26 protein-coding genes are annotated in these 22,694 nt (G+C 46.5%); all 26 read right to left on the bottom strand.

Going from position 1 to position 22,694, the window contains the following annotated elements; genetic code table 11:
• Positions 1-139 precede the first annotated feature (139 nt).
• The gene (locus ACO0LC_RS28040) at positions 140-1,285 is read right to left on the bottom strand and encodes a hypothetical protein (protein ID WP_423009356.1); all 1,146 of its coding nucleotides are present in this window, start codon (positions 1,283-1,285) and stop codon (positions 140-142) included.
• Between the two features lie 89 nt (positions 1,286-1,374).
• Entirely contained in the window at positions 1,375-2,166 is a 792-nt protein-coding gene (locus tag ACO0LC_RS28045; RefSeq protein ID WP_423009358.1) for a sigma-70 family RNA polymerase sigma factor, read from the bottom strand.
• Between the two features lie 10 nt (positions 2,167-2,176).
• Entirely contained in the window at positions 2,177-3,106 is a 930-nt protein-coding gene (fliP, locus tag ACO0LC_RS28050; protein WP_423009360.1) for a flagellar type III secretion system pore protein FliP, read from the bottom strand.
• Entirely contained in the window at positions 3,099-3,635 is a 537-nt protein-coding gene (locus tag ACO0LC_RS28055) for a flagellar biosynthetic protein FliO (RefSeq protein WP_423009362.1), read from the bottom strand. The genes fliP and ACO0LC_RS28055 overlap by 8 nt, the downstream gene beginning before the upstream one ends.
• Before the next feature lie 21 nt (positions 3,636-3,656).
• Positions 3,657-3,965, bottom strand: coding sequence for a FliM/FliN family flagellar motor switch protein (locus ACO0LC_RS28060; protein ID WP_423009364.1), 309 nt, complete (start codon positions 3,963-3,965; stop codon positions 3,657-3,659).
• A gap of 143 nt (positions 3,966-4,108) precedes the next feature.
• Positions 4,109-5,002 carry a FliM/FliN family flagellar motor switch protein gene (locus tag ACO0LC_RS28065; protein WP_423009366.1) on the bottom strand — a complete coding sequence of 298 codons (894 nt, stop codon included), beginning with the start codon at positions 5,000-5,002 and terminating at the stop codon, positions 4,109-4,111.
• A gap of 2 nt (positions 5,003-5,004) precedes the next feature.
• Entirely contained in the window at positions 5,005-6,186 is a 1,182-nt protein-coding gene (locus ACO0LC_RS28070) for a flagellar hook protein FlgE (RefSeq protein WP_423009368.1), read from the bottom strand.
• Between the two features lie 45 nt (positions 6,187-6,231).
• Positions 6,232-6,639, bottom strand: a complete 408-nt coding sequence (locus tag ACO0LC_RS28075) for a flagellar hook assembly protein FlgD (protein WP_423009370.1) — start codon at positions 6,637-6,639, stop codon at positions 6,232-6,234.
• Positions 6,636-7,787 (bottom strand): hypothetical protein, encoded by a 1,152-nt coding sequence (locus ACO0LC_RS28080; protein ID WP_423009372.1) that lies wholly within the window; start codon positions 7,785-7,787, stop codon positions 6,636-6,638. Before ACO0LC_RS28080 ends, ACO0LC_RS28075 begins: the two co-directional genes overlap by 4 nt.
• Complete coding sequence (locus tag ACO0LC_RS28085; protein ID WP_423009374.1) at positions 7,784-8,266, bottom strand: hypothetical protein; 483 nt, start codon at positions 8,264-8,266, stop codon at positions 7,784-7,786. The genes ACO0LC_RS28080 and ACO0LC_RS28085 overlap by 4 nt, the downstream gene beginning before the upstream one ends.
• Positions 8,263-9,615, bottom strand: a complete 1,353-nt coding sequence (locus tag ACO0LC_RS28090) for a FliI/YscN family ATPase (protein ID WP_423009376.1) — start codon at positions 9,613-9,615, stop codon at positions 8,263-8,265. The genes ACO0LC_RS28085 and ACO0LC_RS28090 overlap by 4 nt, the downstream gene beginning before the upstream one ends.
• Positions 9,612-10,562: a FliH/SctL family protein gene (locus tag ACO0LC_RS28095; protein WP_423009378.1), complete on the bottom strand. Its 951-nt coding sequence runs from the start codon at positions 10,560-10,562 to the stop codon at positions 9,612-9,614. The genes ACO0LC_RS28090 and ACO0LC_RS28095 overlap by 4 nt, the downstream gene beginning before the upstream one ends.
• 2 nt (positions 10,563-10,564) lie before the next feature.
• Positions 10,565-11,200, bottom strand: a complete 636-nt coding sequence (locus ACO0LC_RS28100) for a hypothetical protein (protein ID WP_423009380.1) — start codon at positions 11,198-11,200, stop codon at positions 10,565-10,567.
• A 19-nt stretch (positions 11,201-11,219) separates the two neighbouring features.
• Positions 11,220-12,686, bottom strand: coding sequence for a flagellar basal-body MS-ring/collar protein FliF (gene fliF / locus ACO0LC_RS28105; protein WP_423009382.1), 1,467 nt, complete (start codon positions 12,684-12,686; stop codon positions 11,220-11,222).
• A 71-nt stretch (positions 12,687-12,757) separates the two neighbouring features.
• Positions 12,758-13,063 (bottom strand): flagellar hook-basal body complex protein FliE, encoded by a 306-nt coding sequence (gene fliE / locus ACO0LC_RS28110; protein WP_423009384.1) that lies wholly within the window; start codon positions 13,061-13,063, stop codon positions 12,758-12,760.
• A complete protein-coding gene (gene flgC, locus ACO0LC_RS28115; RefSeq protein WP_423009386.1) occupies positions 13,063-13,512 on the bottom strand; it encodes a flagellar basal body rod protein FlgC in 450 nt (149 codons plus the stop codon). The genes fliE and flgC overlap by 1 nt, the downstream gene beginning before the upstream one ends.
• A gap of 15 nt (positions 13,513-13,527) precedes the next feature.
• Entirely contained in the window at positions 13,528-13,911 is a 384-nt protein-coding gene (locus ACO0LC_RS28120; RefSeq protein ID WP_423009388.1) for a flagellar basal body rod protein FlgB, read from the bottom strand.
• Between the two features lie 18 nt (positions 13,912-13,929).
• Complete coding sequence (locus ACO0LC_RS28125) at positions 13,930-15,075, bottom strand: flagellar basal body P-ring protein FlgI (RefSeq protein WP_423009390.1); 1,146 nt, start codon at positions 15,073-15,075, stop codon at positions 13,930-13,932.
• 14 nt (positions 15,076-15,089) lie between these two features.
• Positions 15,090-15,692: a flagellar basal body L-ring protein FlgH gene (locus tag ACO0LC_RS28130; protein WP_423009392.1), complete on the bottom strand. Its 603-nt coding sequence runs from the start codon at positions 15,690-15,692 to the stop codon at positions 15,090-15,092.
• Positions 15,692-16,675, bottom strand: coding sequence for a flagellar basal body P-ring formation chaperone FlgA (flgA, locus tag ACO0LC_RS28135; RefSeq protein ID WP_423009394.1), 984 nt, complete (start codon positions 16,673-16,675; stop codon positions 15,692-15,694). Before flgA ends, ACO0LC_RS28130 begins: the two co-directional genes overlap by 1 nt.
• A gap of 23 nt (positions 16,676-16,698) precedes the next feature.
• Entirely contained in the window at positions 16,699-17,493 is a 795-nt protein-coding gene (flgG, locus tag ACO0LC_RS28140) for a flagellar basal-body rod protein FlgG (protein ID WP_423009396.1), read from the bottom strand.
• A 52-nt stretch (positions 17,494-17,545) separates the two neighbouring features.
• Positions 17,546-18,292, bottom strand: a complete 747-nt coding sequence (locus tag ACO0LC_RS28145; RefSeq protein WP_423009398.1) for a flagellar hook-basal body protein — start codon at positions 18,290-18,292, stop codon at positions 17,546-17,548.
• 59 nt (positions 18,293-18,351) lie between these two features.
• On the bottom strand, positions 18,352-20,427 hold the full coding sequence (gene flhA / locus ACO0LC_RS28150) for a flagellar biosynthesis protein FlhA (RefSeq protein ID WP_423009400.1): 2,076 nt from the start codon (positions 20,425-20,427) through the stop codon (positions 18,352-18,354).
• A gap of 5 nt (positions 20,428-20,432) precedes the next feature.
• Positions 20,433-21,524 carry an EscU/YscU/HrcU family type III secretion system export apparatus switch protein gene (locus ACO0LC_RS28155; RefSeq protein ID WP_423009402.1) on the bottom strand — a complete coding sequence of 364 codons (1,092 nt, stop codon included), beginning with the start codon at positions 21,522-21,524 and terminating at the stop codon, positions 20,433-20,435.
• The gene (locus ACO0LC_RS28160; RefSeq protein WP_423009404.1) at positions 21,524-22,321 is read right to left on the bottom strand and encodes a flagellar biosynthetic protein FliR; all 798 of its coding nucleotides are present in this window, start codon (positions 22,319-22,321) and stop codon (positions 21,524-21,526) included. Before ACO0LC_RS28160 ends, ACO0LC_RS28155 begins: the two co-directional genes overlap by 1 nt.
• A 51-nt stretch (positions 22,322-22,372) precedes the next feature.
• Positions 22,373-22,693 carry a flagellar biosynthesis protein FliQ gene (fliQ, locus tag ACO0LC_RS28165; RefSeq protein ID WP_423009412.1) on the bottom strand — a complete coding sequence of 107 codons (321 nt, stop codon included), beginning with the start codon at positions 22,691-22,693 and terminating at the stop codon, positions 22,373-22,375.
• Between the last annotated feature and the right edge of the window lies 1 nt (position 22,694).

The following is a 22,694-nucleotide window of genomic DNA, read 5'->3' on the forward strand; positions in this document are numbered from 1 at the left end:
GGTTGTGGTCGTACACCAATTCAAACACTAATTGACGGAAAGGAGGCGTGGCACGATAAAATCACAAAACTAAATAACTGAATTTGATCTGACAATTCCGCACTTCAAACCGGGTGACTGTCAGATCAGGTCGCAACTACTACAAATTAAAGCGGTTTTTTAATAATCGCTGAGCTAGACGCTTGATCGCTTCTGCATCGTTTGCTTCCCCTGATAAAATTGCCTGTGCATAAGGAGCAGACAAATTGGCTTTGTCGAGTCGCAATGCAAGTTCTATGTGCAAACGCGCTTTTTCAACATCATTTTGCGTCGCAGCGATCACAGCAATTGCACCATGGCTCTCACTGAAATTTCGATCGAGGGCTAATGCCGTTTCAAATTCGATTCGAGCAGATTCCAAATCCTTTTGTATAAAGTAGAGCCAGCCCAAACCTAAGTGCGTGCCGATATGATCGGGCATGTGGACAACAGCACCCTGAAGATATGGCAATGCTTGTTCAATTTTGAAATCATACATTTCTGTAAAACCAAGCAAAGACAAGATACGTCCGTCGACAGGGTTTTTAGTCAGGGCTCTTAGTAAAAAATGTCGTGATGCCTCAGTATTTCTTTGAGACAATGCGACTGTTGCATTTGCCACTAAAGCTTCAACTTGTTCAGGTTCTACAGCAAGTGCCAGTCTAGCCCAATTTGCAGCAAGATCCAGTTGACCAGCATCGACGGCGATAAGACTTGCAACTCCCGCAGCCTGAGCTGATAGCCGTTGTACCTTTTCTTGATGCAATGCAAATGCGACTGCTTCGTCAAGTTGGAGCAATCGATGCATACAGCGTAAGCGCAGAACTTGTAGGTCACTCACGTCTTCAACTGCAGTACTTGCCTCGATATCAATTACGGTATCCAAAACAGCAAGCGCGGCAACATAGTCAGCTTGCTGGAAGCGAATAAACGCCAGATTGTGGCTGATTGCCAAGTGTTTTCCCTGATCTTGCTGCAATTCTTGCAGGATTGCTTCGGCCTCAGCGTAACGTCTCTGTGCGATATAAAGGTTAGTGCAACGAAATTGCCAGGCGGGTGCATCCACGCCAATTGACAGAGCGATCTTTAGGAACTGCTCCGCCTTCTCAAATAATGCAGCATGCAAGGCTGTGGTGAAAGCATCAAGTAATAGGTTCTGATTTTCCGGATCACTTTGCAAGTAATTTTCCAGCCGCGTGACCCTTGCTCCGAGCTCTTGCTGCCTTAACGTTTGCGAGCTAGCTACATTTGTATTTTGCTGAGCCAAGTTAGGCTCCTGCGATGTGTTTATGTTTATCATAGTAAGCTTATTTTATCTTTCAATTAGATAAGGAAAGTATTTTGAAAACAGCGAATTCAACATGCCAGATCACAATGTCGTTGCGCAGCCAACAATTGCTTTAGATTCTTTAAGGCTGACCGATGTATCTGAGAGATACGTCCTCGGCTTAAATTCAAAATTTCGGCGATCTCTTCGAAGGGTATCAACTGAAGGTAATGGTAGCGAATGACTTTTTCTTCTTGTCGCGACAATTGATCAACCAAAACTCGGATTTGTTCCTGTAACTGCTTTAGTTCCAAACTTTCGTAGACCGGCTGAATTTGGAATTTCCTATCTTCATTCTCCACCATGCCGCTATCTTCTAGCAGCCATGAGAGTGCTAAGCCCAAGCTGACTTCCGCCAGACGGCGAAAAATCTGATCTTCCTCGCCTTTATTTTTATCATTCAGGTTTGCAGGTGCAGCCATTTCCTTACTGGCTTCTAATCGCTGCGCGTTCAAGCGTTGACGTACTGTAATTTGCTGATACTTTTCAGAATGGTTCTCCATGCTGTTAAGGATGGCACCACGCATTCTTGGACCTGAGAAGCTGGTAAAGCGAGTACCAAGTCCTGGCTTATAACGATTCATGGCTTCGAACATGCCTAGCAAGGCAATCTGAAAATATTCAGCAAATTCCACATCATTGGCGTAACGTCTACTGTACATCGATGCAGCAACCGTCTTCGCATATGGCATATACCAAGCAATAAGGCGCTCCCGGGCATCCAGGTCGGCGTTGCTGTGCCAGTTCTTCCACAGCTCGTCTTCGCCCTCCATGGCCTTCGGCTCGTGTACATGCACATCAAGAATGGCATTGCTTTCCATCCCGTTGCCGTTAGTGGAAAGATCCAACCAATGCTTTTAATACCAAACTCCATCCATCTATTAATACAAACATGAGTATCTTCAAGGGTAAAGCAATGGAGATAGGTGGCATCATCATCATGCCCAAAGCCATTAAAATGCTCGATACGATAAGATCGATCAGTAAGAACGGGAGGAAGATGACGAATCCGATTTGAAATGCAGCTCGCAATTCAGACAACATAAATGCAGGAATCAACTGTAGATTGCTGATGTCATCCATGGTTTCTGGGGTCTTTGATTTGGACAGCTCTACCATCAGTGCCAAATCTTGCTCGCGAGTTTGTCTAGCCATGAAATCACGCATAGGTGCGCTGGTTTTCTCGTAGGCCAGACCAGCCTCCATCTTTCCAGACATGAAAGGCTGAAATGCCTGATCATTGATTGTTTGTAGGGTCGGCGCCATTGTAAACAGTGTCAGAAATAACGCCAGGCCGATCAAGGCAGAATTAGGAGGGGTTTCCTGCATACCGATTGCGTGCCTCAACATAGACAGTACAATAATGATGCGCAAAAATGCCGTCATTGATACCAAGATTGCTGGCAAAATCGCCAAAACCGTTAAGCCCAAAATGACACGTAAAGCCTGATTTGTATCACCAGCAGCGAGGATGGACGGCTTTATTTTATTCGACAGCGATACATCGGCTGCAGGGATGTTACTAACAGCTTTAACTGCATTCGTTGCAACAGATTTTGCGGCGGGCAACGCCTGAGTTTTCTCCGTTACATCTACTTTGCTTTCTTCCGTCACTGAAGAGCTCGCTTCTGACGCACTCGCACTTGTCTCAGCCACGAAGGAGACATCTCTAGCATAGGAAATTGAATTAACTCCCAGGCAGATAAATAAATGCAAGACAATCCATAAACAAGCTCGATAAATGGACATGGTTTTATTCATATGATGTCCGTTCATTTGATGGCAATAAGCTGTCTGCCTCGGGTTCGGACCTTGCAGGACTCTTCTTTTTATCCAATACAGTCACTTGGTTGTCCGAACAAGCAATCAGCAACTCGTCACCATTCCAACTGATGAGATGAAGACTAGTCTTTGTTGTTAACATCAGTTGTTTCTTGATTTTCAGTTCCGTATTTTCATTTTTTCGCTGCTGTCCAAAAAACTTCCCACGCAGATTAAAAGATCCAGACTTTATTTTAAACAGGATATAAGCACAGGCTGCCAATAAGGCGATGACAGTCACTAGCCACGCAGGCGACGTATCATCAGATTTATTTTTGGCATTGTCGCGAATGACAGGGATATTCGCCGATAGCTGTGCTGATGGTGCCGACACAATAGTCACCGTAGAAGCGGCTAAAGATTTGTCCTGAACCGCTAGTGCCTGCGCCTGTACACTGCCACAAAACATCATCAAACTTATCAAGCACATAGAGAGGGCCTGGCGCAGTATCTGCATAATGGATTTCACGTTATTTGCCTGATACCGAGATCAAGGCTTTAATGGAACAGGTAATTCGGATATCTGGATAGCAAATTGCCCATCCACAGCAACCAAGTTACCTCGTGCTACAGTGTGTCCTTCCAATATCAGGTCTATGGTCTGGTCCACATCAGTACCGAGCGGTACTATCTGATGCTGTTTGAGGCTCAGCAATTCTCCGATGCTTAATTCGACCTCACCTACATAAACTTGTAGCTTGGTCTTTACCGAGTGCAAGGGATTGATGCTGGTCATGACTGGCAGTGTTTTGTTGGACGGTGCCTGATCATGCGCATCTAATTCGGGCAACTTGATCATTTGGATCTCCACGGCATCTTGTGCCAAAAGAGGTGCTCCGGAATTGTTCACGGAAGTATCAGGATGTTGATTCATAGTTCATTCAATTTTCAAATAGTAGCAAGTCGGTTATGCACAAGTCCGGTGTATTTCATTGAGCTAAATTAGTAAGCAACTGACTTGCTTTCGACAGTCTTGTTTTGTGGCGTTGCCATCATTAATTCGATGGCTTTCTTTTGGCCTTGAACGCCTAAATACGCCTCGCATAGAATCCCGCCATTAGCAAATTTGACTTGTAATGCTTGCTCCAAACCATGCGGCAAAGGGATTACATCCCCTACTTGCATTTGCTGTAAATTGCCAATTTCTATTTCACACGGACTTAATTCAACCCGAATACGTACTTTTTTATGCTGTACGGCTTGCATTAAGGGAGCTAACCTGGACCTAGGCGGTTTGTGTGACATGCTGCGCTTTTCAGCTTCTGCATTCAACAGGTCTTTACCCAATAATTGCTCAACACATGCCTGACTCAACAAGAGCATCAATGTCATTCCGCACCATTGCAATGGTACTTGCACTGCGCCGGACCATGCTTTGTAGAGATACTGTGCCGGTGCATCTATCTTCATATCCGTATTTGCTGGCACAAGCAACTCGGTCAATTTGAGAAGATAATCTTCCCAAGCGCTACTAGCGACACTTTTCCCTACATTTCCTTTGGACCTACTTCCACCTGTCGTGCTACCAGCATTAGTAAAGAGAGTTTCTTGTACATGATCGAGATGCTTAGTTGGCAGTTGTAACCAAAAAAATGGCGTATCGGATTGATAGAATACTCTCCAGGATGCAGATTCTTTAATTCCTGCACTACCTTCCGAAGCCAACAAAGTACGTGTAGCTTTGCTTTCGCCGCTTGCTAGCCAATCTTTATCCCAGGCAGCATTGAGCGCATCAAATCTGCCTGAAATCAAGTCTAGATGTTGCGCTGACCACCAGCGCATTTTTTGCAATGGATCCGGTCTAGCAATTTGTTTTTTTTCAGCCCCTTCAGACACCACTATTTACCTTTCATCGCAAATAATTCCTGCAACATTTCATTGGCAGTAGTTATGATTTGTGACGATGCCTGATAACCACGTTGCATGATCACCAGATCACTGAATTCTTGAGAAAGATCGACATTAGAAATTTCAACCATACCTGATTTAACATTTCCAAAACCGTTTTCCCCTGCGCTACCAGAATGCCAGGCTGTCGGGTCAATAGCGTCAAATTCGTTGCCACCAACTGCTTGCACAGCATCTACCGTATCGAAGCGGCCTAGGGCCAAGCGACTACCTTTGCTGGTCTGGCCGTTTGAATATGTCATCACAAGCACACCTGTGGCATCAAAACTGGCTCCTGTTAAGTTTCCAGCTGCAAAACCATCCTGGGTGCCAAAGCCTATCGTAGTTAGATTTGGAGTCTGCGCAAAAGAGGTAACGTCGGTACTAAAGTCCAACGTCAATGGAATGCTGGTTAAACCAGCAGGTGTATAGTTGATTGCCACTTTAGAATTAGCTGGGTCTATCTTTCCAGCCTGGAATACGATCTTGCCTGTGCCAACTGAAACACCATTCTCAGAGACATCAACGCTCCAATTATCAGTGCTAGTTTTTGTCAATTTGGTCGTCAAATTATGTTCACCACCTGCGCTATCGATTACTTTGACCGAACCAACACTAACTGTGGTGCTGCCTATATCCACATTGCCTTTAAACGTGACAGTCGTAGTAGCTTTGGATGTCGACGCACGTGTGCCATTGACGGTGATCTCAGTAAGTGCGCCACTTGCGTCGCGCCCCATGACTTTATTTCCATCCAGACGATTGATTAACACACCACTGGAATTGAATTCAAATTGACCGGCGCGCGTGTAATGTAACTTGCCATTGGCATCTTTTAAGGTAAACAAACCTTGACCGTCGACTGCAAGATCCAGTGTGTTACCGGTTTGGCGAAGTTCACCTTGTTTAAAATTAAGCGTAGTCCCACCAGTGACCAAACCGTGACCAGTAGAGCCCATGGTTCCTTTTGATGTACCGCTTTGATCACCATTGGCATAGAACATATCACCAAACTGTATGCTTGAACTCTTATAGCCTGGAGTATTAATGTTGGCAGTATTATTAGCAATCACTTTGAGTCCACGTGAATAACCCTGTAAACCACTCATGCCAATGTAGATGGAATCTAACATAATCTTCTTTCTTTTTTCTCGAAAATCTTTAGTTTGATCCGCGCTTTAGCGGACATTAATAATTTGATCCAGCCCTACATTTTCTATTTTGACGCCACCAGTGGTGTTCAGAGTCAGCATGGGCGAGTCTCCGCTAAGCGAAAGACCAACAACTACTCCCGTTAACGTACCTGTACCCGTCGCGACATCCACAGTTCTACCGATAAGACCTACAGACTGTAGCGACGCCTGATTAGTAATCAAGTGCTCAATATTTGTGTTCAATTGCTGCGTCTGCTGCAAGGTCGTGAATTGCGCCATCTGCGCCATGAATTGCTGGTTATCCATAGGCTTCATGGGATCTTGATAATTGAGCTGAGTCAGCAAAATCTTCAAGAAGTCCTGAATACCTAGATTGTTAGCTTGCAAATTGTTGGTAGCTGCTGATGCACTACCTACGGAACTGATGGTCATCGCATCTCCTTTGCATGTAAGTAAGAATTTAAAAAATAATGTTTGTCTGAGGATTTCGTTTCATGCATCGTTGCACTTGCATCGTTTAACGGTGAGTTCGATTTGTTTCCATCTCTCAGTATTTGTGTAACCTGACTTTTGGATACTTGCTGGCCATTCCAGACTAGAGATAGCAACTGCACATTTTGTTGAGCTACCCAGTTCCGCAATTGCTGTGAAAGCTGAGTAATGTCTATTTTGGCGTTACCATCCATCCCCAACCACAATCGCAATCCTTCTTCGCTCCATTCTGCATGAAAGCGTATCACTTCATGGTCATGTTGAGAGGATTCCGGCACTTGCACTACTTTCGTCTCAGCTGCTTCAGCTTTCTCGATTACATCAGCAGCTAACCTGGAAGCAAGAAAACCGGTCGCCAGTTTCGTGGTGGCTTGATTCGTTTGCTGATCAACCTCGCCAGTTAGAGAGAGTAAATTCAGTGAACTAGAGATGGCCACTACGCCTGTCCAGACCTCCAATCCACTCTTGAGTGACTCGGCGAACTGTGCCTTATCTGTCACACTGTTCATGGCAACAGGCGTGTTTTCCTGGGTCTGGGGAACAGAATTGGGCGTATTTTCTTGCACAAATTGTGTACATCCAGCCAAAGAAACTGGTCCATGTTGCGATACTTGCGATTCGGCGATTTTATGGGCGTCCGCGGGCAAATTCTGTTCAGAAAAAGCGTGTAACTTAGACGCAGGTAAAGTTGGCTGCGGCCCAGCTAGCTGCAAATCATTCCGCAAAACCACCTCGACTTCGATAGGTAAACCACTGGATACAGCTTCGCCAACACCGTTACTGAGTAGGGACTGCTTTACAACTGAACCAGAAGAATCAATGTCCCTGATTTGCGTTACCTCATGCGAAACAGGTGCCTGAAAGCTAGGTAGTTCATTCTGAGAATTCTGCACAGGTTTACTTTGCGACGCTTGAAAGTAGTCTCTATGAGTCAAACCTTGTCGAAGCCACTCTTGCATCTGGGACTGCTCCATCGCCTTCATCCAAGCCTTTTGCTTGGACAAATCCATGGAAACGCCGCTTTCAGTGCCGACGCGCAATCCCTTGACCTGAGGGTCTTGATTGAGGGCTAATGATGCCACACTCATACACTGACCTCTTTTCTCTTCGCTCTCCACATGCTTCTGGCGTTCCAATCCCTATCGATCTCAGCGTTTTGCTGATGCAATTGCTCAAGTATATATTCGTCCAAACATTCTTGACGGTGAGACTCGAAAAGCTCTAATTTTTGTTGCAGGCCTATGCATTCTTCGCGAATCGAAGTACATTTTTTTTGTAACACCAGCAACTCTTCTTGCTTCCTAAATATCTCATTTTTCAGCGTCAACAGAAATTCCAGGGCCGACTGATGGACAGAGACATTGACATGACTCTGCCATGAAGTCATCGCCAAGTTTGCTTGGTCCTGCTCACGCTGTTTCAGATCATCAATAATTTGGGTGCAACTTTGTTCTTCTTGTTGTGCCTTCGCAAGTTCAATTTCCAGTAAATCCAATTTCCATTGCGTCTGCTTCTGAATAGGATCTAACTGGTAGGTAAAACCGCGCAAATCTACACTGGCGCTCATACACGTCCTTTCGACATGTTTCTGCCAACAATTTGGGCTAGATTTTGGATTGCCTGCTCACGTAAAAAACCACCAGTATCTTGTTTGAGCCAACCCATCAATTGCCCCTCGATCTGCAAGGCCTGATCTAGAGCAGGATTACTGCCCGCCTGATAAGCACCGATATCAACCATTTGTCGGTTGCGCTCTAGTACAGCCATTTGTTTGACGGTCTCTATTGCAAGAAGTTTTTGTTCCTGGCTCACAATATCTGGCATGACCCTGCTGACACTTTTTAATATATCGATCGCTGGATATTGGCCTTTGTGTGCTAGCTGTCTAGCCAAGACGATATGTCCATCCAGTATCGAGCGTAGGCTGTCGGAGATAGGCTCATTCAAGTCATCCCCTTCAACCAATACGGTCATCAAAGCGGTAATCGCACCACCACTATCGGCCGTACCGCAACGTTCACATAGTTCCGGCAACTCTGCAAAAACAGAGGGCGTATACCCACGTGCTGTCGGCGGTTCCCCTGCAGACAAGCCAACTTCCCGTCTTGCCATGGCAAAGCGCGTGACAGAGTCCATAGTCAGCAAAACCTGCAGGCCCTGGTCCCTGAAATATTCAGCAATCGCCAAAGCCGCATAGGCAGCACGTATGCGTGCCAGTGCAGGTTGATCTGAGGTAGCAACAACCACGACAGAGCGCTTCATCCCTTCTTCACCAAGTTGCTTGTCGATGAATTCCCGGACTTCGCGGCCACGTTCGCCGATGAGGGCGATAATATTGACATCGGCCTTCACATGACGTGCGACCATGCCAAGTAATGTGCTTTTACCCACGCCACTGCCAGCAAAAATACCAACCCTTTGCCCTTTACCAATAGTCAGCAAAGAGTCTATGCTCCTAATACCAGTTTCCAGCACCTTCTCGATCCTGGGTCTTTGCATGGGATTAATCGGCGCAGCCTTTAGCGGCTTTCTAAACTGGGTACGTGCGGCAGGCATGCCATCAAGAGGATGCCCAAATCCGTCTATGACACGTCCAAGTAACGTGTCCCCAACACCAATTTCAGCAAAGGCTCCATCAGCAACCACCTCGCAACCCGCCGCAAGTCCTTGGACTGAGCCATATGGCATCAAGGTCAGGTAGCCCGCGCCTATGCCTATGACTTCAGCAATGATAGGTGGAATCGTTTCATTCCCTAGATTTTCGCTACGCTTTGGGTATATAGAACATAATTCTCCGACGGTAGCGTTCAGCCCAGTAACTTCGATAGACAAACCACTGAACTGGCGCACCTGTCCTATCCGTTTAAAAAATACGGATTTGTTCAATTGCTTGTGATATTCGTCTAAAGTAATCACGCCGTTCTCACAGCAGGTGGCATGTCTACAGGTGCAGGCACATTGCCCGCAATTTGCGATTTAGTTGACTGTAATTTGCTCTTGCGCTCCCGCCTCGCCTGTAGCAATCCCTGCTTCAGTACTTCTATCTGAAAATCCAATCGGGCATCAAGGCTTTGCTCGCTAGATCTTATGATAAGACCACCCAGCTTAATGTTCGCGTCGGATACCCAGCGAATTTGCTCTGTCTTGCTTGTCCCATGTGTCTCAACGGTTTCTTCATCCCTATTTCCGGCGGACAGTAAAGCATAGTCATCAGGATGAAGGTGCACAGAAAATTCGGTATCAGTCAAATGCTGCTTAACGAGAGAATTTACCAATTGCCTGATCACCATTTCAGAACTCAAGGATTCGCCCAAAATTTTTGATGTGGCACTGAAACTCAGTGCTACCAACTCGTCTTCAGCATCCCGCATATATGCTTGTAGTCGCTCTGGCAAACTAGCAAATATCTTTTCCAATTGAGCAAGCTGTCTGGACAGGTTTGCCTTCAAATCTTCTGCTTCCTTTTGTGCTGCCAGTAGGCCTTCTTTTTTCCCGCTGGCAAAGCCCTGCTGTTGGCCCAACTTATAGGCCTCTTGGAATAGCTGTTCGCGCTTGCCATCTAGCTCAGCCTGCAGTTTTTTTTCGACTTCACGCACTGCCTGGCTATGTGCTTCCATTTTACCGGCCAGAAAACCCTCGTCATAACGATCCACTATCAATGTTTTAGGTGTAGAGGGAGGTAAATTAAAATTGACAGGATTTGCCTTTGTCTCGACAGGACTGCTTTCATTTTCAGACTTACTTTTAATGGCAAAATTCTTTTCTAAGGCTTTTCCAGGCCTATGCAAGGTGTGCACGTGCTTATGTACAAGCACGTCACGCAAGATTTGCATATTTTTTTTAATTACTGGCTGACCTTTCATGCTCAACACTCCCTGCGCGAGTCTGGTTTCTTGCTACGCAAGTCAAACCGCTGCAACAACTGGTAGAGCATGCCCTTTTTTTGTTCTACATTCTCGGATTGTGGCTTAGCGCTTGGTGTTGGAACTTGTTGCACCAATTCGGCGATCAAAGTAAGTTGTAATTTTTTGGCAGGAACATCACGTACCTGCAATGAAGGCTCGTTCATCGCTTTCGTGCATTCTTGTATGCGCCGTATGATGCTTGCATCAAAGCACATCAGGAATTCCTTTTGCCAGGTCCAAGGATGGATGCTCAGGAGAAATGCCAACAGCCCAGGGCTTTCATCTGACAAAATCGCAAATAGATCCCTATAGTCAGCAGCATTTAAATACGCGATTTGTCCTGACCAATCCTGATCCAAAGCCCTTACTCTGGGTGCCGCTATTGCCGAAGTTTGTCCTTCAGCATTATCAATGCTTGAAAGCAAGTCTTGATCTACAGGCAAGCCCAGATCTTGTAGCTCTTCTAGCAAATTGTTCAGAATGCTGGTTTCTTTGTCGTCCAGTTTACTCAGTATCCATTGCCGATCAAGCGTATGCATGGAATGTAACATCAACGCAGAACGCCTGATATTTTCGGAAATTGAATTTATTTGCATCATATTCTCAATCGTAGGCTCAGATCCGTTGTTGAGTTTCTGCAGCCGACTCTGCTGAAGCACTGAATTCTGACCGGCGCATCCATTCTTGAATCTGCATCAAAGCCTGTTCCCGCTGGTGTTGACTCATAACAACAACATTTGCCTTTTTTCGTGAAGACAACTGCAACAGGAATAGAGCAAATATGACTAGTACTAAGATAACCAATAAAATGGTAATAATCTTAAAGGTATCAAGCTCTGCAGCCAATTGCTTGGTTTCTTGCATTGGCGCGTCTGACTTGGCCGTATTTGCCTGAGCCAAGGAATCTGCCAATTTATTGTCCTGACCAGGAATTCCAGGTAGGCTCTGGACAACCACAGTGTCACCCCGCTCAGCTACCACGCCGACGGCAGCAGCAACCATAGCCTTGACCTTTTCCATTTCTGCATCATCAAGGGATTTCCGTACTACTGCAACCACATTGATTTTCTGAATTGCTCCTGGCTGTCCAACCACCTGCTCAACCTTGCGTCCAAGTTGGTATTCCGTTTCTCGTTGCGAACTACCACCGCGGGCATTCTGGGGCTGTGAAGCATCAACAGGCGCTCCTGATTCTTTTACAGTCTCTTTCTCACGGACGATGACACCAGTTGGAGTTTGTCCTGCAACTGCTGGTGCGGCGATTACATTCTCAGTGGTGACTCGAACCTGGTCCATGTTAAGAACCACGTCTACACTTGCCATGGCTTGGCCTGCGCCAAAACTATGTTCTAAAACCTCATTGACCTTATGGGCCAGTAGTGTTTCAGTATCCTTTTTCAAATCCAGGTTTGCTGTACTCAATTCAACTTCACCAGCATTAGCATTGTTACGAGTCAACGCAACACCTTGGCGATCTACCAGGGTGACGTCCTGAATCTGGATACCTGGCACTGCCGCAGCTACCAGCCTTTGAATGCCAGTGATTTGCTCTTGCCTCAATTTTTTACCTGGTTTCAAGGAAATGGTAATTGCGGCCTTAGGCTTGTTATTGCTACGTTTGAACAAACCTTCTTCTGGCAAAGCAAGGTGGACGCGAACATCTTTGACTTCATCAAGCGAAGAAATAGTGCGAGTAATCTCACCTTGCAATGCGCGCTGGAAATTGATTTTTTGAGCAAATTCAGTCATGCCGAAATCACTGCTGTTGAATAGCTCAAATCCAACCGCGCCATTCAATGGGATTTCCTTACCCATCAGTTTCAAGCGGGTAGTATGAACAATTTCTTTATCAACCAGGATAGTATTACCACCCTCGCCTATCTTATAAGGTATTTTCAAGCGGTCCAGTTCGGCCACCATGGCTGCGCTATCCTGTGGCTTCAGGTCGGAAAACAGCACTTGATAATCTGTGCGCAACAACCATACTGCACACCATGCAGTGATGATAAAAATAGCCAGCAGCCCGCCCACGAAACTGATGCGAGCAGAACCACTTAGCGTATTCCAAAAATTTTTAATCACAAACTACTCCAACCACGATTGCAAGAGATGCCTTCAGACATCCAATTCTTCATTTCTCAACTTAATCAGACTTATATCTGCATTTTCATGATGTCCTGATAGGACTCCAGCAAACGATTCCTCACCTGCAACATCAATTGAAATGACAAGCGACTTTCTTCCATGCGTATCATGACCTGGTGCAAATTCTGCACATCACCAGTCGCCAAAGCTTGTAAATCAGCTTGTGAGGTTTGTAGTTGCTCATTGACCTGGGCCAGTCCCTGACTCACCATATTGCTAAAACTCTGTGCTGGTGCCGCCGCATCGTTAGCAAGTGGTGCTAAAGAAGGAATAGCTGCAGGTGCGATAAACTGCGAGATGCTAGAGACTTCCATTAGTTACTTCCTCCACCGATTTCCAGTGCCTTCAGTGCCAGGTTTCTTGCCGTATTCATGGCAGCAACATTGGCTTCATATGCTCGCATAGCACTCATCATGGTGACCATTTCATTGGCCGAATCTACTGCTGGATAAGCGACAAAGCCCTTGGCATCCGCGTAAGGATTACCAGGCTCATGCACCATGCGTGCAGGTTTGTCGATGCCTTCTATAGTGAAACTTCTGCCAGCATTACCTATTGTGAATAAACCGGTTTCGCCTACCAAGTCTGAAAAACTGCTACTTTGAGCAGCACTTCTTGCGATCACACGCAGTGGTTGATAACCTGTTCCATCAGCTTCCCTCACGGTGTTGGCATTTGCCAGGTTCATTGCAGAGATGTCTACCCTGGCACGTTCATATGACATGCCTACTGCGCTTATACCAAATGATTGTCGATAATCCATTTTTTATACCCTCAATTATTTCTTACCGTCAGTGACCGCACTCGATAGAATTGCGTAGTGGCGATTCAATGCCTTGATCAGTGCCTGATATTGCACAGTATTGTGTGCCATGGCTGCCATCTCGGTATCGAGCGAGACTTTTGCAGGATTTCCATTTACATCAAACACTGGCTCCAATTCCAACTGCCCAATACTGTGCTTTTGGCCGCCTTTGCCTTGAGTTGGTGCAGACAGCTGCTCCAGTTGTTCCATGTAACTGGCGAAATTGACTTGCAAAGGCACATAGCCCTCTGTATTGACATTGGCAACATTATTAGCAATGGCCTGATGCCTGAGCGTTGCCGCATCCAGTGCCAATCCCACAGTTGCTGTTGTCAAAGATTCGAGATGTTGAATCATAATTTTAGGCGTATTAAATTATTGAATAATCAGTTCAGCATGCAAAGCACCCGCGGCCTTGACTGCTCTCAGTATGGAAATGATGTCGCGCGTGTTGGTTTTGATGCGCACCAAAGATCGCACAAGGTCAGCGACGGTATTTCCTTCAGACAAAAATGCCGACTCCTTCTTCTCGTCCACATCCAGTTTTGTATTTGTCACGATGGCAGTGCGAATGGCGCTACTTGCCTGGCCAATTACAAATGGTTGGGATGCTGTATTTTGGCTGGCAACAGAAATTTTTATGTCTCCGTGCGAAATCGACACTCTGGATATTTGTACATCACCACCTGCCACCACCACGCCAGTGCGCTCGTTGATCACGACTTTCGCTCGACGATCAGGTTCCACCAACACATTTTCTATCTCAGCGATGAAGTCAACCAGTTGATCTTTTTGGTTGTCTGCCACCTGTATCTGAATTCCAGAGGCATCACTGGCAACGGCAATCATGCCAAACTTTGCATTGATCGCCTTAGCAACGCGACTGGCAGTCGTATAATCCGGATCAGACAACAAAAAAGTCAGTTTTTGGTCTTTATTCAGCATTTGTGAGCTGACACCCACCTCAACGATCGCACCATTAGGAACCGAGCCAACGGTCGGATGGTTTTTTTGGATAATATTGCCATTTGCATCGTAACGATAACCACCAACCGACAAGGCACCTTGGGCTAATGCATACACCCTCCCATTCGGTGCTTTTAGTGGTGTGCTCAATAAGCTGCCACCGACCAGGCTGCGTGCATCACCTGCAGAAGTAATAGTGACATCCAGGGTATCCCCCTCGCGGGAAAAGGCTGGCAGCATAGCACTCACCATCACCACGGCGACGTTGCGGCTCTGCACCTGGTCAACTGGTATCGTCAGATTAAATTGCGAATACACATTTGCCAGTACTTGTCTTGTTGTTCTGTTGGATGAAGAGTCACCCGTACCGGCCAAGCCTGTAACAATGCCGTAGCCCACCAAGGCGTTTTCGCGCCAGCCTTGCAGCTTACCGATGTCTTTTACCCGGACCTCTTTCATGTCCTGGACTTCATTCGCCTTGTTCTGGTTGATTGCCTGTGCGTCTTGGGCAATAACAAAAGCGCTCAACAACAAGATTTGCAACCAATAAATCATATTCTGTATTCTCATTACAAACCCAACCCGTCAAGCAGGCGTCGCCACCAACTACGGCGCTGCCTATCAGTAATCTCGCCCTCACCCACATAGACTATTTTGGCGTCAGATAAGCGCGTTGAAATAACGACGTTTTGATCAGAGATATCTTGTGGGCGAACCCTGCCTTCCAGGCTCACTCTTTGTACTTCGTCATTCACCATCAAGGCCTGTTCACCCGAGACACCAAGATCGCCATTGGAATAAACTTCGCGAACCGCTACAGTCAGCGTGGCCAGCAACTTGCTACTGCGTTGCGTCTTACCCCCGCCATCGAATTCCCCGCCTACGCTCACACCAAACTGGCGCAAAGTACTACCGTTCTTGCCTATTTCTGCAGAGACAGCGTCTTTTCTGCGAGTACCAGTGTCTGAACTAGTAGACGCGGTCGAATTTTCAAATACCTGCACGGTCAAAACATCACCGACCCTGAAAGCCTTATTATCCGAAGTCAATGCACGGTAAGTCGATTCCTTGTACAGGCTATCTGCAAATACGGGAGAGCACAGGCAAAGGGCAGCAATGACTATCATGCTGACAAACGCCGAACTCGTATGTATCCGTTTATCCAATTTCATTAATACAACTCCACTTTTCCAGGTTGAATAATTTTTGCCTGAATTTGATTATTTGAGTTTACCGGTCTTACTTTGATAACCTGGCCAACGATGCCATCCTGCATCACCTCCACTCGGCTTTCTATGCTGACCAAGCCTTCATGGGCGAGCAACACAGCAAACTCACCACGTAAAACATCAGGTTGAGTCTCAACATTTGCTTTGCTCAACGCCACCCCTTTAGGCAAGAAGGTTTTCGCCCTGACGGATGAAGATGTTAACGCTGACAGCACCACAGCCTCGTTCAGGTCGGCAAATAAATCAATATCCTTCGCCTCGACATCTGCCGCCTTGAGCAACTCGCCCCTTGCTACATCATGTCTTACTTGTAAAACCGTCCTGGTACCGCTGATATCAAATTTTACAGGGACAGACTTGATCATGTTGTCTGCCACAAGTACATCGACCAATATCGTCACACGTTTACGTAAGCCCCATGGTTCGGATAACCTGGAGACTCGCATTTCCACTTCACCCATTGGCACTGACAGACTAGCTAGCTCAGCTTGCGATTTGATTTCAACATTGCCAGTTATCGATTTGCTCCAGTCCTTTAACGCGTCAAAGGCAAAAGTACGTATCTGAGAGCTATCAAGCAACTGGGTCTGAAGCATGACTGTCACCGCCTCGGCACCACTCCAGCGCACATCACGCGCACGCATGCCCGCATGCAACTTAACCCATTTTTCCAGCAACTTGCGTTCGACCAGCATGCTGGTTTTAGTCAGTAACATCGTGCCAATCGGCATACTGAGTAAAGCTGCCTGTTCTTGGCTTGTATTCGCATCAACTTTGACGACATCACCCAAAACAAGCATGGGAGTCTTTACTTCGGCAACGCTGCGCAACTCGAGCTGTACTGGTTTAGCCAAGACGACAGCGGTCAACAAACACCCAATGAGAAGGACCAAACAGTGAATTCCACGAAAGAATTCAAACTTCATGTTGGCAGCCAGGCACATGCACTTTACTTACGCAGATTATTTACCAGGCCCAGCATTTCGTCGGACGCCTGGACAATTTTTACATTTGCTTCATAGGCACGTTGAGCAATCATGAGGTTCACCATTTCATCGAGCATCTTGACATTGGATGCTTCCAGGTAACCCTGCATAACGCTACCCACTCCGTTTTCACCAGCGATACCTGCGATTGCCTCACCAGACGACTCACTGGACTTGTAAAGATTTTCTCCCAGGCTAGTCAGCTGTCCAGGGCTGGTAAAACGCACCAACTCTATTTGTCCAACATCACTCATACCGGTCTGACCTGCAAAACTCACTTGCACTCTGCCGTCAGTACTGATTTGCAGGCTTTTTGCGCCTTCTGGAATAGTGATGCCCGGCTTTAATGGCTGGCCGCTTTGCAGTGCCAACTGTCCATCCTTGTTTACTTTCAGACTGCCACCGCGACTATAGGCAACAGAATTGTCTGCCATCATTACCGACACGAAACCGTCACCCTGAATCGCAATATCAAAGGCGGAATCAGATTTTTTCAACTCACCAGCATCAAACAACTTGCTCATGCTCGCAATTGCTACGCCAGCGCCAAATTTACCGCTTTGTGCTAAAGCACCCAGACTGTCGGTAGCGCTAAGCTGGGAAGTCAACCTGGTATCTGGCACCATCATGTCAGAAAAACTGACACGAGACTTCTTGTAACCATTGGTATTCGCATTGGCAAGATTATTGGCAATCGTATCGACATTCGTCTGCTGCGCTTGCATCCCAGTTGCGCCAATGTATAGTGCGTCAAACATTATTGATCCTTACTTCAAAAGTATTTATATCATTTTCTGAGGAACAAAATGACTAGCTGACATCGCCAAGTTTGCGGATCGCCGCGCCCATCATTTCATCGTAACCCTGGGTTATTCTTTGCATGGATTCAAAATGACGCATGGTTTGCATAACCTGCACCATCTCATGCATAGAATTAATATTGGCATTTTCCAGTTGGCCCTGATGTATCTGTGCATTCTTGCTTTGTGCACCCCATACACCTTCCCTGGCTGTCAACATACCATCGCCGGTCTTGATCAAGTCACTACCATGTTCGAACTCGACCAGCTTAAATTGCCCAACTGAACCCACTGACAAGCCACCTGACTCACCATTTGCATCTTCAATAAATTGCCCGTTTGAGTCGACGACTGGCTTACTTGAACGAACTATGATGTCGCCGTTTTTGCCCATTACTGGATATCCCTGTTGGTTCACCACGCGCCCTTGAGCATCCAGATGAAAATTGCCCTGGCGGGTATACACGGGTCCTTGCGGCGTCGACAATTCAAAATAGGCATTGCCATTAATTGCAAAATCCAGACTTTGCCCTGTCACTTTAAAACTACCCTGACGCAGGTCAGTCACTACTTCCAATGAACTGGCCTGTTGATCGACATTCATACCGGCTTGCACCAAGTCACCAAAGGTGTGCTCGACAATGACTTCGCGTTTATACGCGGGAGTCAGTGCATTCGCCATATTCATGCTGATGCGTTCCATGCGTGCCGCATCGTTTTGCATGCTTTGCAAGGTGACACCTAAAATTCCATTCATTGCTTGATACTTTCTTTAAAGCCTAGGTCAGATTGCCCATTGACATAGACATGTCAATCTTAAAGTTGCACTACACCAAAGGATTTTAATTCTATATTTTGCGGGATTTCCGACATCGACAAAACCCGCAAATGTGGTACTACGCGCTCACTCAGGGCGCGTATGTGTCTGCGTAAATCAGGCGAACACAATAAAACTGGCAGCATATTATTCTTCATCATGCGGTCAGCCTGCTGTACCAACTTACTCATAAATTGCTCTGCCAGTTTTGGCTCCAGCACAAATGAGCGGTTGGCAGGCGCACCCTCCTGCCTTGCCGCCTGTAGGTTCTGCAAAAACTGGCTTTCGATAGCAGGATCCAGCGTCATCACTTGCAAGGCATTCGCTTCACCGATCAATCCTTGACAGATCGCATTCCCTAAGCGTTGACGCACCATTTCAGTTAAATAGTTAGTGTCTTTACTGCTTCTACCGGCATCAGCCAGGGTTTCCAAAATCGCCTCGATATGGCGTATAGATACTTTTTCTCTTAGCAGATTCTGCAATACTCGCTGCACATCGCTGACAGAAATTACTGTTGGTATCAACTCATCGACCAAACTGGATTGATTTTCTCGTACGCGATTAAGCAAACGATCTGTCTCGCCCCTGGTCAACAGATTGGCAGACTCCCTGCGCAGTACCTCTGTCAAATGCGTCAGGAACACAGTTTCCCCGTCAACCAGCGTATATTTATTAGCGCTGGCGTTGTCCCTCTGATTGGCATTGATCCATAAGGCTGGCAAACCGTAAGTTGGATCCTTCGTAACTTCACCCTGGATAGACTTGACATCGCCTGTAGGATGGATGGCCAAATACTGATTCAGCCTTGCCTCACCTTTGGCAACCGTGACACCGTCAATACAGATTTCATAGCGGTCAGCCAACAATTTTTTACCATCCTTGAAGCGTACCTTGGGCAACACCAGTCCCAAATCCATTGCATGCTGCTTCCGAAAAACAGCAATACGGTCCATGAACAGACTACCGGATTGATTGATCATTGGTATCCAGTTGCTACCTACGTGCACTTCAATAGGCTCAACTGGCAACATGCTATAAGGATCATCTTTCGCATTGGCATTGGCATTATCACCGTCCAGAATGTCATCCTCGTTACCCTCTTTGCTAGCTTCAGTATCTTTTTGCTTTTTACTTCTGTGCGAGAAATAGGTGACAAAGAGAACAAAGCACAACAAACCCAGCGTTGGCACGGCCGGTATCCCCGGCAAGACCAATAAGCCACCCAGCGCGACACAGACCAGCAATAAGGTCTTTGGGAAAGACAATATCTGCTGAAACACTTCCTGGCTCAAGTTACCGTCGGAGGCGGAGCGCGTCACGATAATACCTGTACCCAAGGCAATCACCAGCGCTGGCACCTGAGTCACAATACCATCACCTATCGTCAGCAAAGTATATGTTTGTAAAGCTTGCGCCCAAGGTATGCCATGTTGCATGATACCGATCAGCAAGCCACCAATAATATTGATAAGCAAAATGATGATACCGGCAATAGCATCACCCTTGACAAACTTACTGGCACCGTCCATCGCACCATAGAAGCCAGCTTCTTTTTCCAGATTCTTCCGCTTTTTCTGCGCCTCTTCCTGTGTGATGAAGCCCATATTGAGATCGGCGTCAATACTCATTTGTTGCCCTGGCATACTGTCCAGTGTAAAGCGTGCAGCAACTTCAGAAACACGCTGTGCACCACTGGTAATAACCACATACTGCACGACGATCAAAATCAAAAATACGATCAGACCGATAACATAATTTCCACCCACCACATAAGCTCCAATAGCTGCAATCACCTTGCCAGCATCACCATGCGACAGAATCAGACGCGTTGCCGCCACGTTAAGTGACAAGCGAAACAAAGTCGCAATCAGCAATAAGGAAGGGAAAGTAGAAAACTCTACTGGCCGAGCCATATAGAACGTCAGCAGCAAAATCAAAAACGCAAAACTGAAGTTCGCCAGGATCAGAAAATCCAGGACAGGACTAGGGATGGGCGCGAACAACACGACCAGCACCCCCAGCACCAGAAATACCAGTGCCAGATCACTATGCTTACCCAAGAGTTGTGCCAACTGCCTCAAACCACTTCCCCTGCTAAACGCGCTTCTTTAGTTTTTCTCATTGCAAATACCCAAATCATGATCTTGGCCACATCCGCATATAAGTGCGTAGGCACATGCTGATCAAAATCAACTTCTCGAAATAATTGGCGTGCCAGTGCCTTGTTTTGCACCACCGGGATATGGTGTCGCACGGCCATCTTTCTCATTGCCTGCGCCAAAGAGCCCGCACCTTTGGCCAATAACTGTGGTGATTCCATCTTGCCGTGCTCATAGCGCAATGCAATGGCAAGGTGAGTAGGATTGGTAATCAACACATCGGCATTCTTTGTTTTAGCTGCGGCCAAACTGCGCTTTAACATTTCACGACGCAATTCGCGCAAGCGAGAACGTATACGCGGATCACCATCACGATTTTTTGCCTCATCCTTGACATCGCGTTTGCTCATACGCATTTTTTTAGCAAACTCACGATGTACAAACATCAGATCCAAAAATGCCAGCAACCCCAACACCAGGCTCATCTTAAAACCCAGCGAGACCAGATCAACCTGCATATTTTTGATCATTTCTAACGGCGGCAACATCGCCGTGTGAAACAACTGCGGTGTAATTTGCTTCAAAGCCAGATAAGCAACCAGACTCAGCAAAATCAGCTTGAAGCAAGTTCTGAACAAATCGAACAGTGAACGCATGGAGAAAAATTTCTTAATTCCATTCACAGGATTCAAACGATTAAAATCCGGCTTAACTGGGTCGCTAGATAGAATGACACCGGTTTGAGCTAGATTGCTAATGATTGCCGTCAACATCAGGGCAATAAAAAACGGCATCAAAAGGTATATGCCATCTAACATTACCGTACGCAGCATGCGCCAATAATTCATAGTGCCAGCATTACCCTGACCTAACTGGGCTAACAAATTCAAATCCAGCTTAAATAAATCGCGTATCCCATCAAGGCCACGCCAGTAGAAAAAAACCACGACCACAAAAAAAACAGCGACGGAAACCACTTCCGGGCTCTTTGCCACCTGCCCTTTGTCTTTCGCTTTTTGTAGCTTATACGGGGTGGCTTTTTCTGAACGGTCAAAATCTTGCTCAGACATCAGGCAAGCCCTCCTGCCATTAATCTAACCTGGTGAGCTTCTGCCACTGAAAAAACTGCCGACCAGCTTTGAAAAATGCTGCCCTGAATTCGCGTGATTGTGCTGCCCATCATGACAAAGCCAAAAGACAAGGCAGCCAAGCCAACCACAATTTTTATCGGCACACCCATCACAAACATATTCATTTGCGGCAAATTGCGCGCAACGACACCGAGCGCCAGCTCCACCAGCAATACACAAAACACCACTGGGGCAGCCAGTGCAAATCCCAAGCTAAACAAACCGCCAACCTGCTTCAATACTGGCACAGACACTGCTTCAATAGACCAAGCTTTCCCCAAAGGAAAACGCTCTATGCTATACGCCACAGCCCTCAGTAAGGTGTGGTGGCCATTAATCAAAAAAAAGTACACCACTGCCAACTGATTAAACGCCATCGTCAGAATGGGTAATTGCGTCCTCGTCAGCGGGTCAAACACCTGGGCCATGCCAAAGCCAATTTGTATATCCAGCACACGTCCGGCAATAGAAATAGCAGCAAAACTAATAAATATACCTACCGCCAACGTCGCACCCAAAGCCAGCTCTCGTGCTGCCGCCAAAATAATAAAACCTGCCCCTACTTCTGTCGGCCCTGCATCAAACGAACTAGCAGGCGCGATGCCCAAGGCCAGCGCAAGACTCAAACTGAACACCAATATAGTGCGATAGCTTGCTGGCAGAGTTGATGCATATAAGATCGGCGTCAGCATCAACAAGGCAGCAATCCGCACAGAAAGCAGAAACGCCTTCAGCATCACACCACTGCCAATAAAATCAGCAAGAAATTCCCCTAAATCTGCCATACGCTAAAACATCTGGGGAATATTGGTCCATAGCTTGGTCGCAAACTGCGTAAGCTTGCGCAACATCCATGGGCCGGCAACGACCAAAGTAATTGTCGCAGTCAGCAATTTGGGAATAAAAGTGAGCGACATCTCTTGTATTTGTGTCACTACTTGAAATATACTTATGAGCAGACCAACAAGCATGGTTAAACCTAGCACCGGCAAGCACACCAGCAAGCCAGTCCAAAACAGCTCAGCCATGAGCGATAAAGCGAAGTCTGAATGCATATCAAATGACTTAACATCAGCGGCACTTGAAGAAAACCGCCTCCTTCTTTGCATT

The sequence above is a fragment of the Undibacterium sp. JH2W genome, assembly GCF_049340425.1.
Taxonomy (GTDB): Bacteria; Pseudomonadota; Gammaproteobacteria; order Burkholderiales; family Burkholderiaceae_D; genus Undibacterium.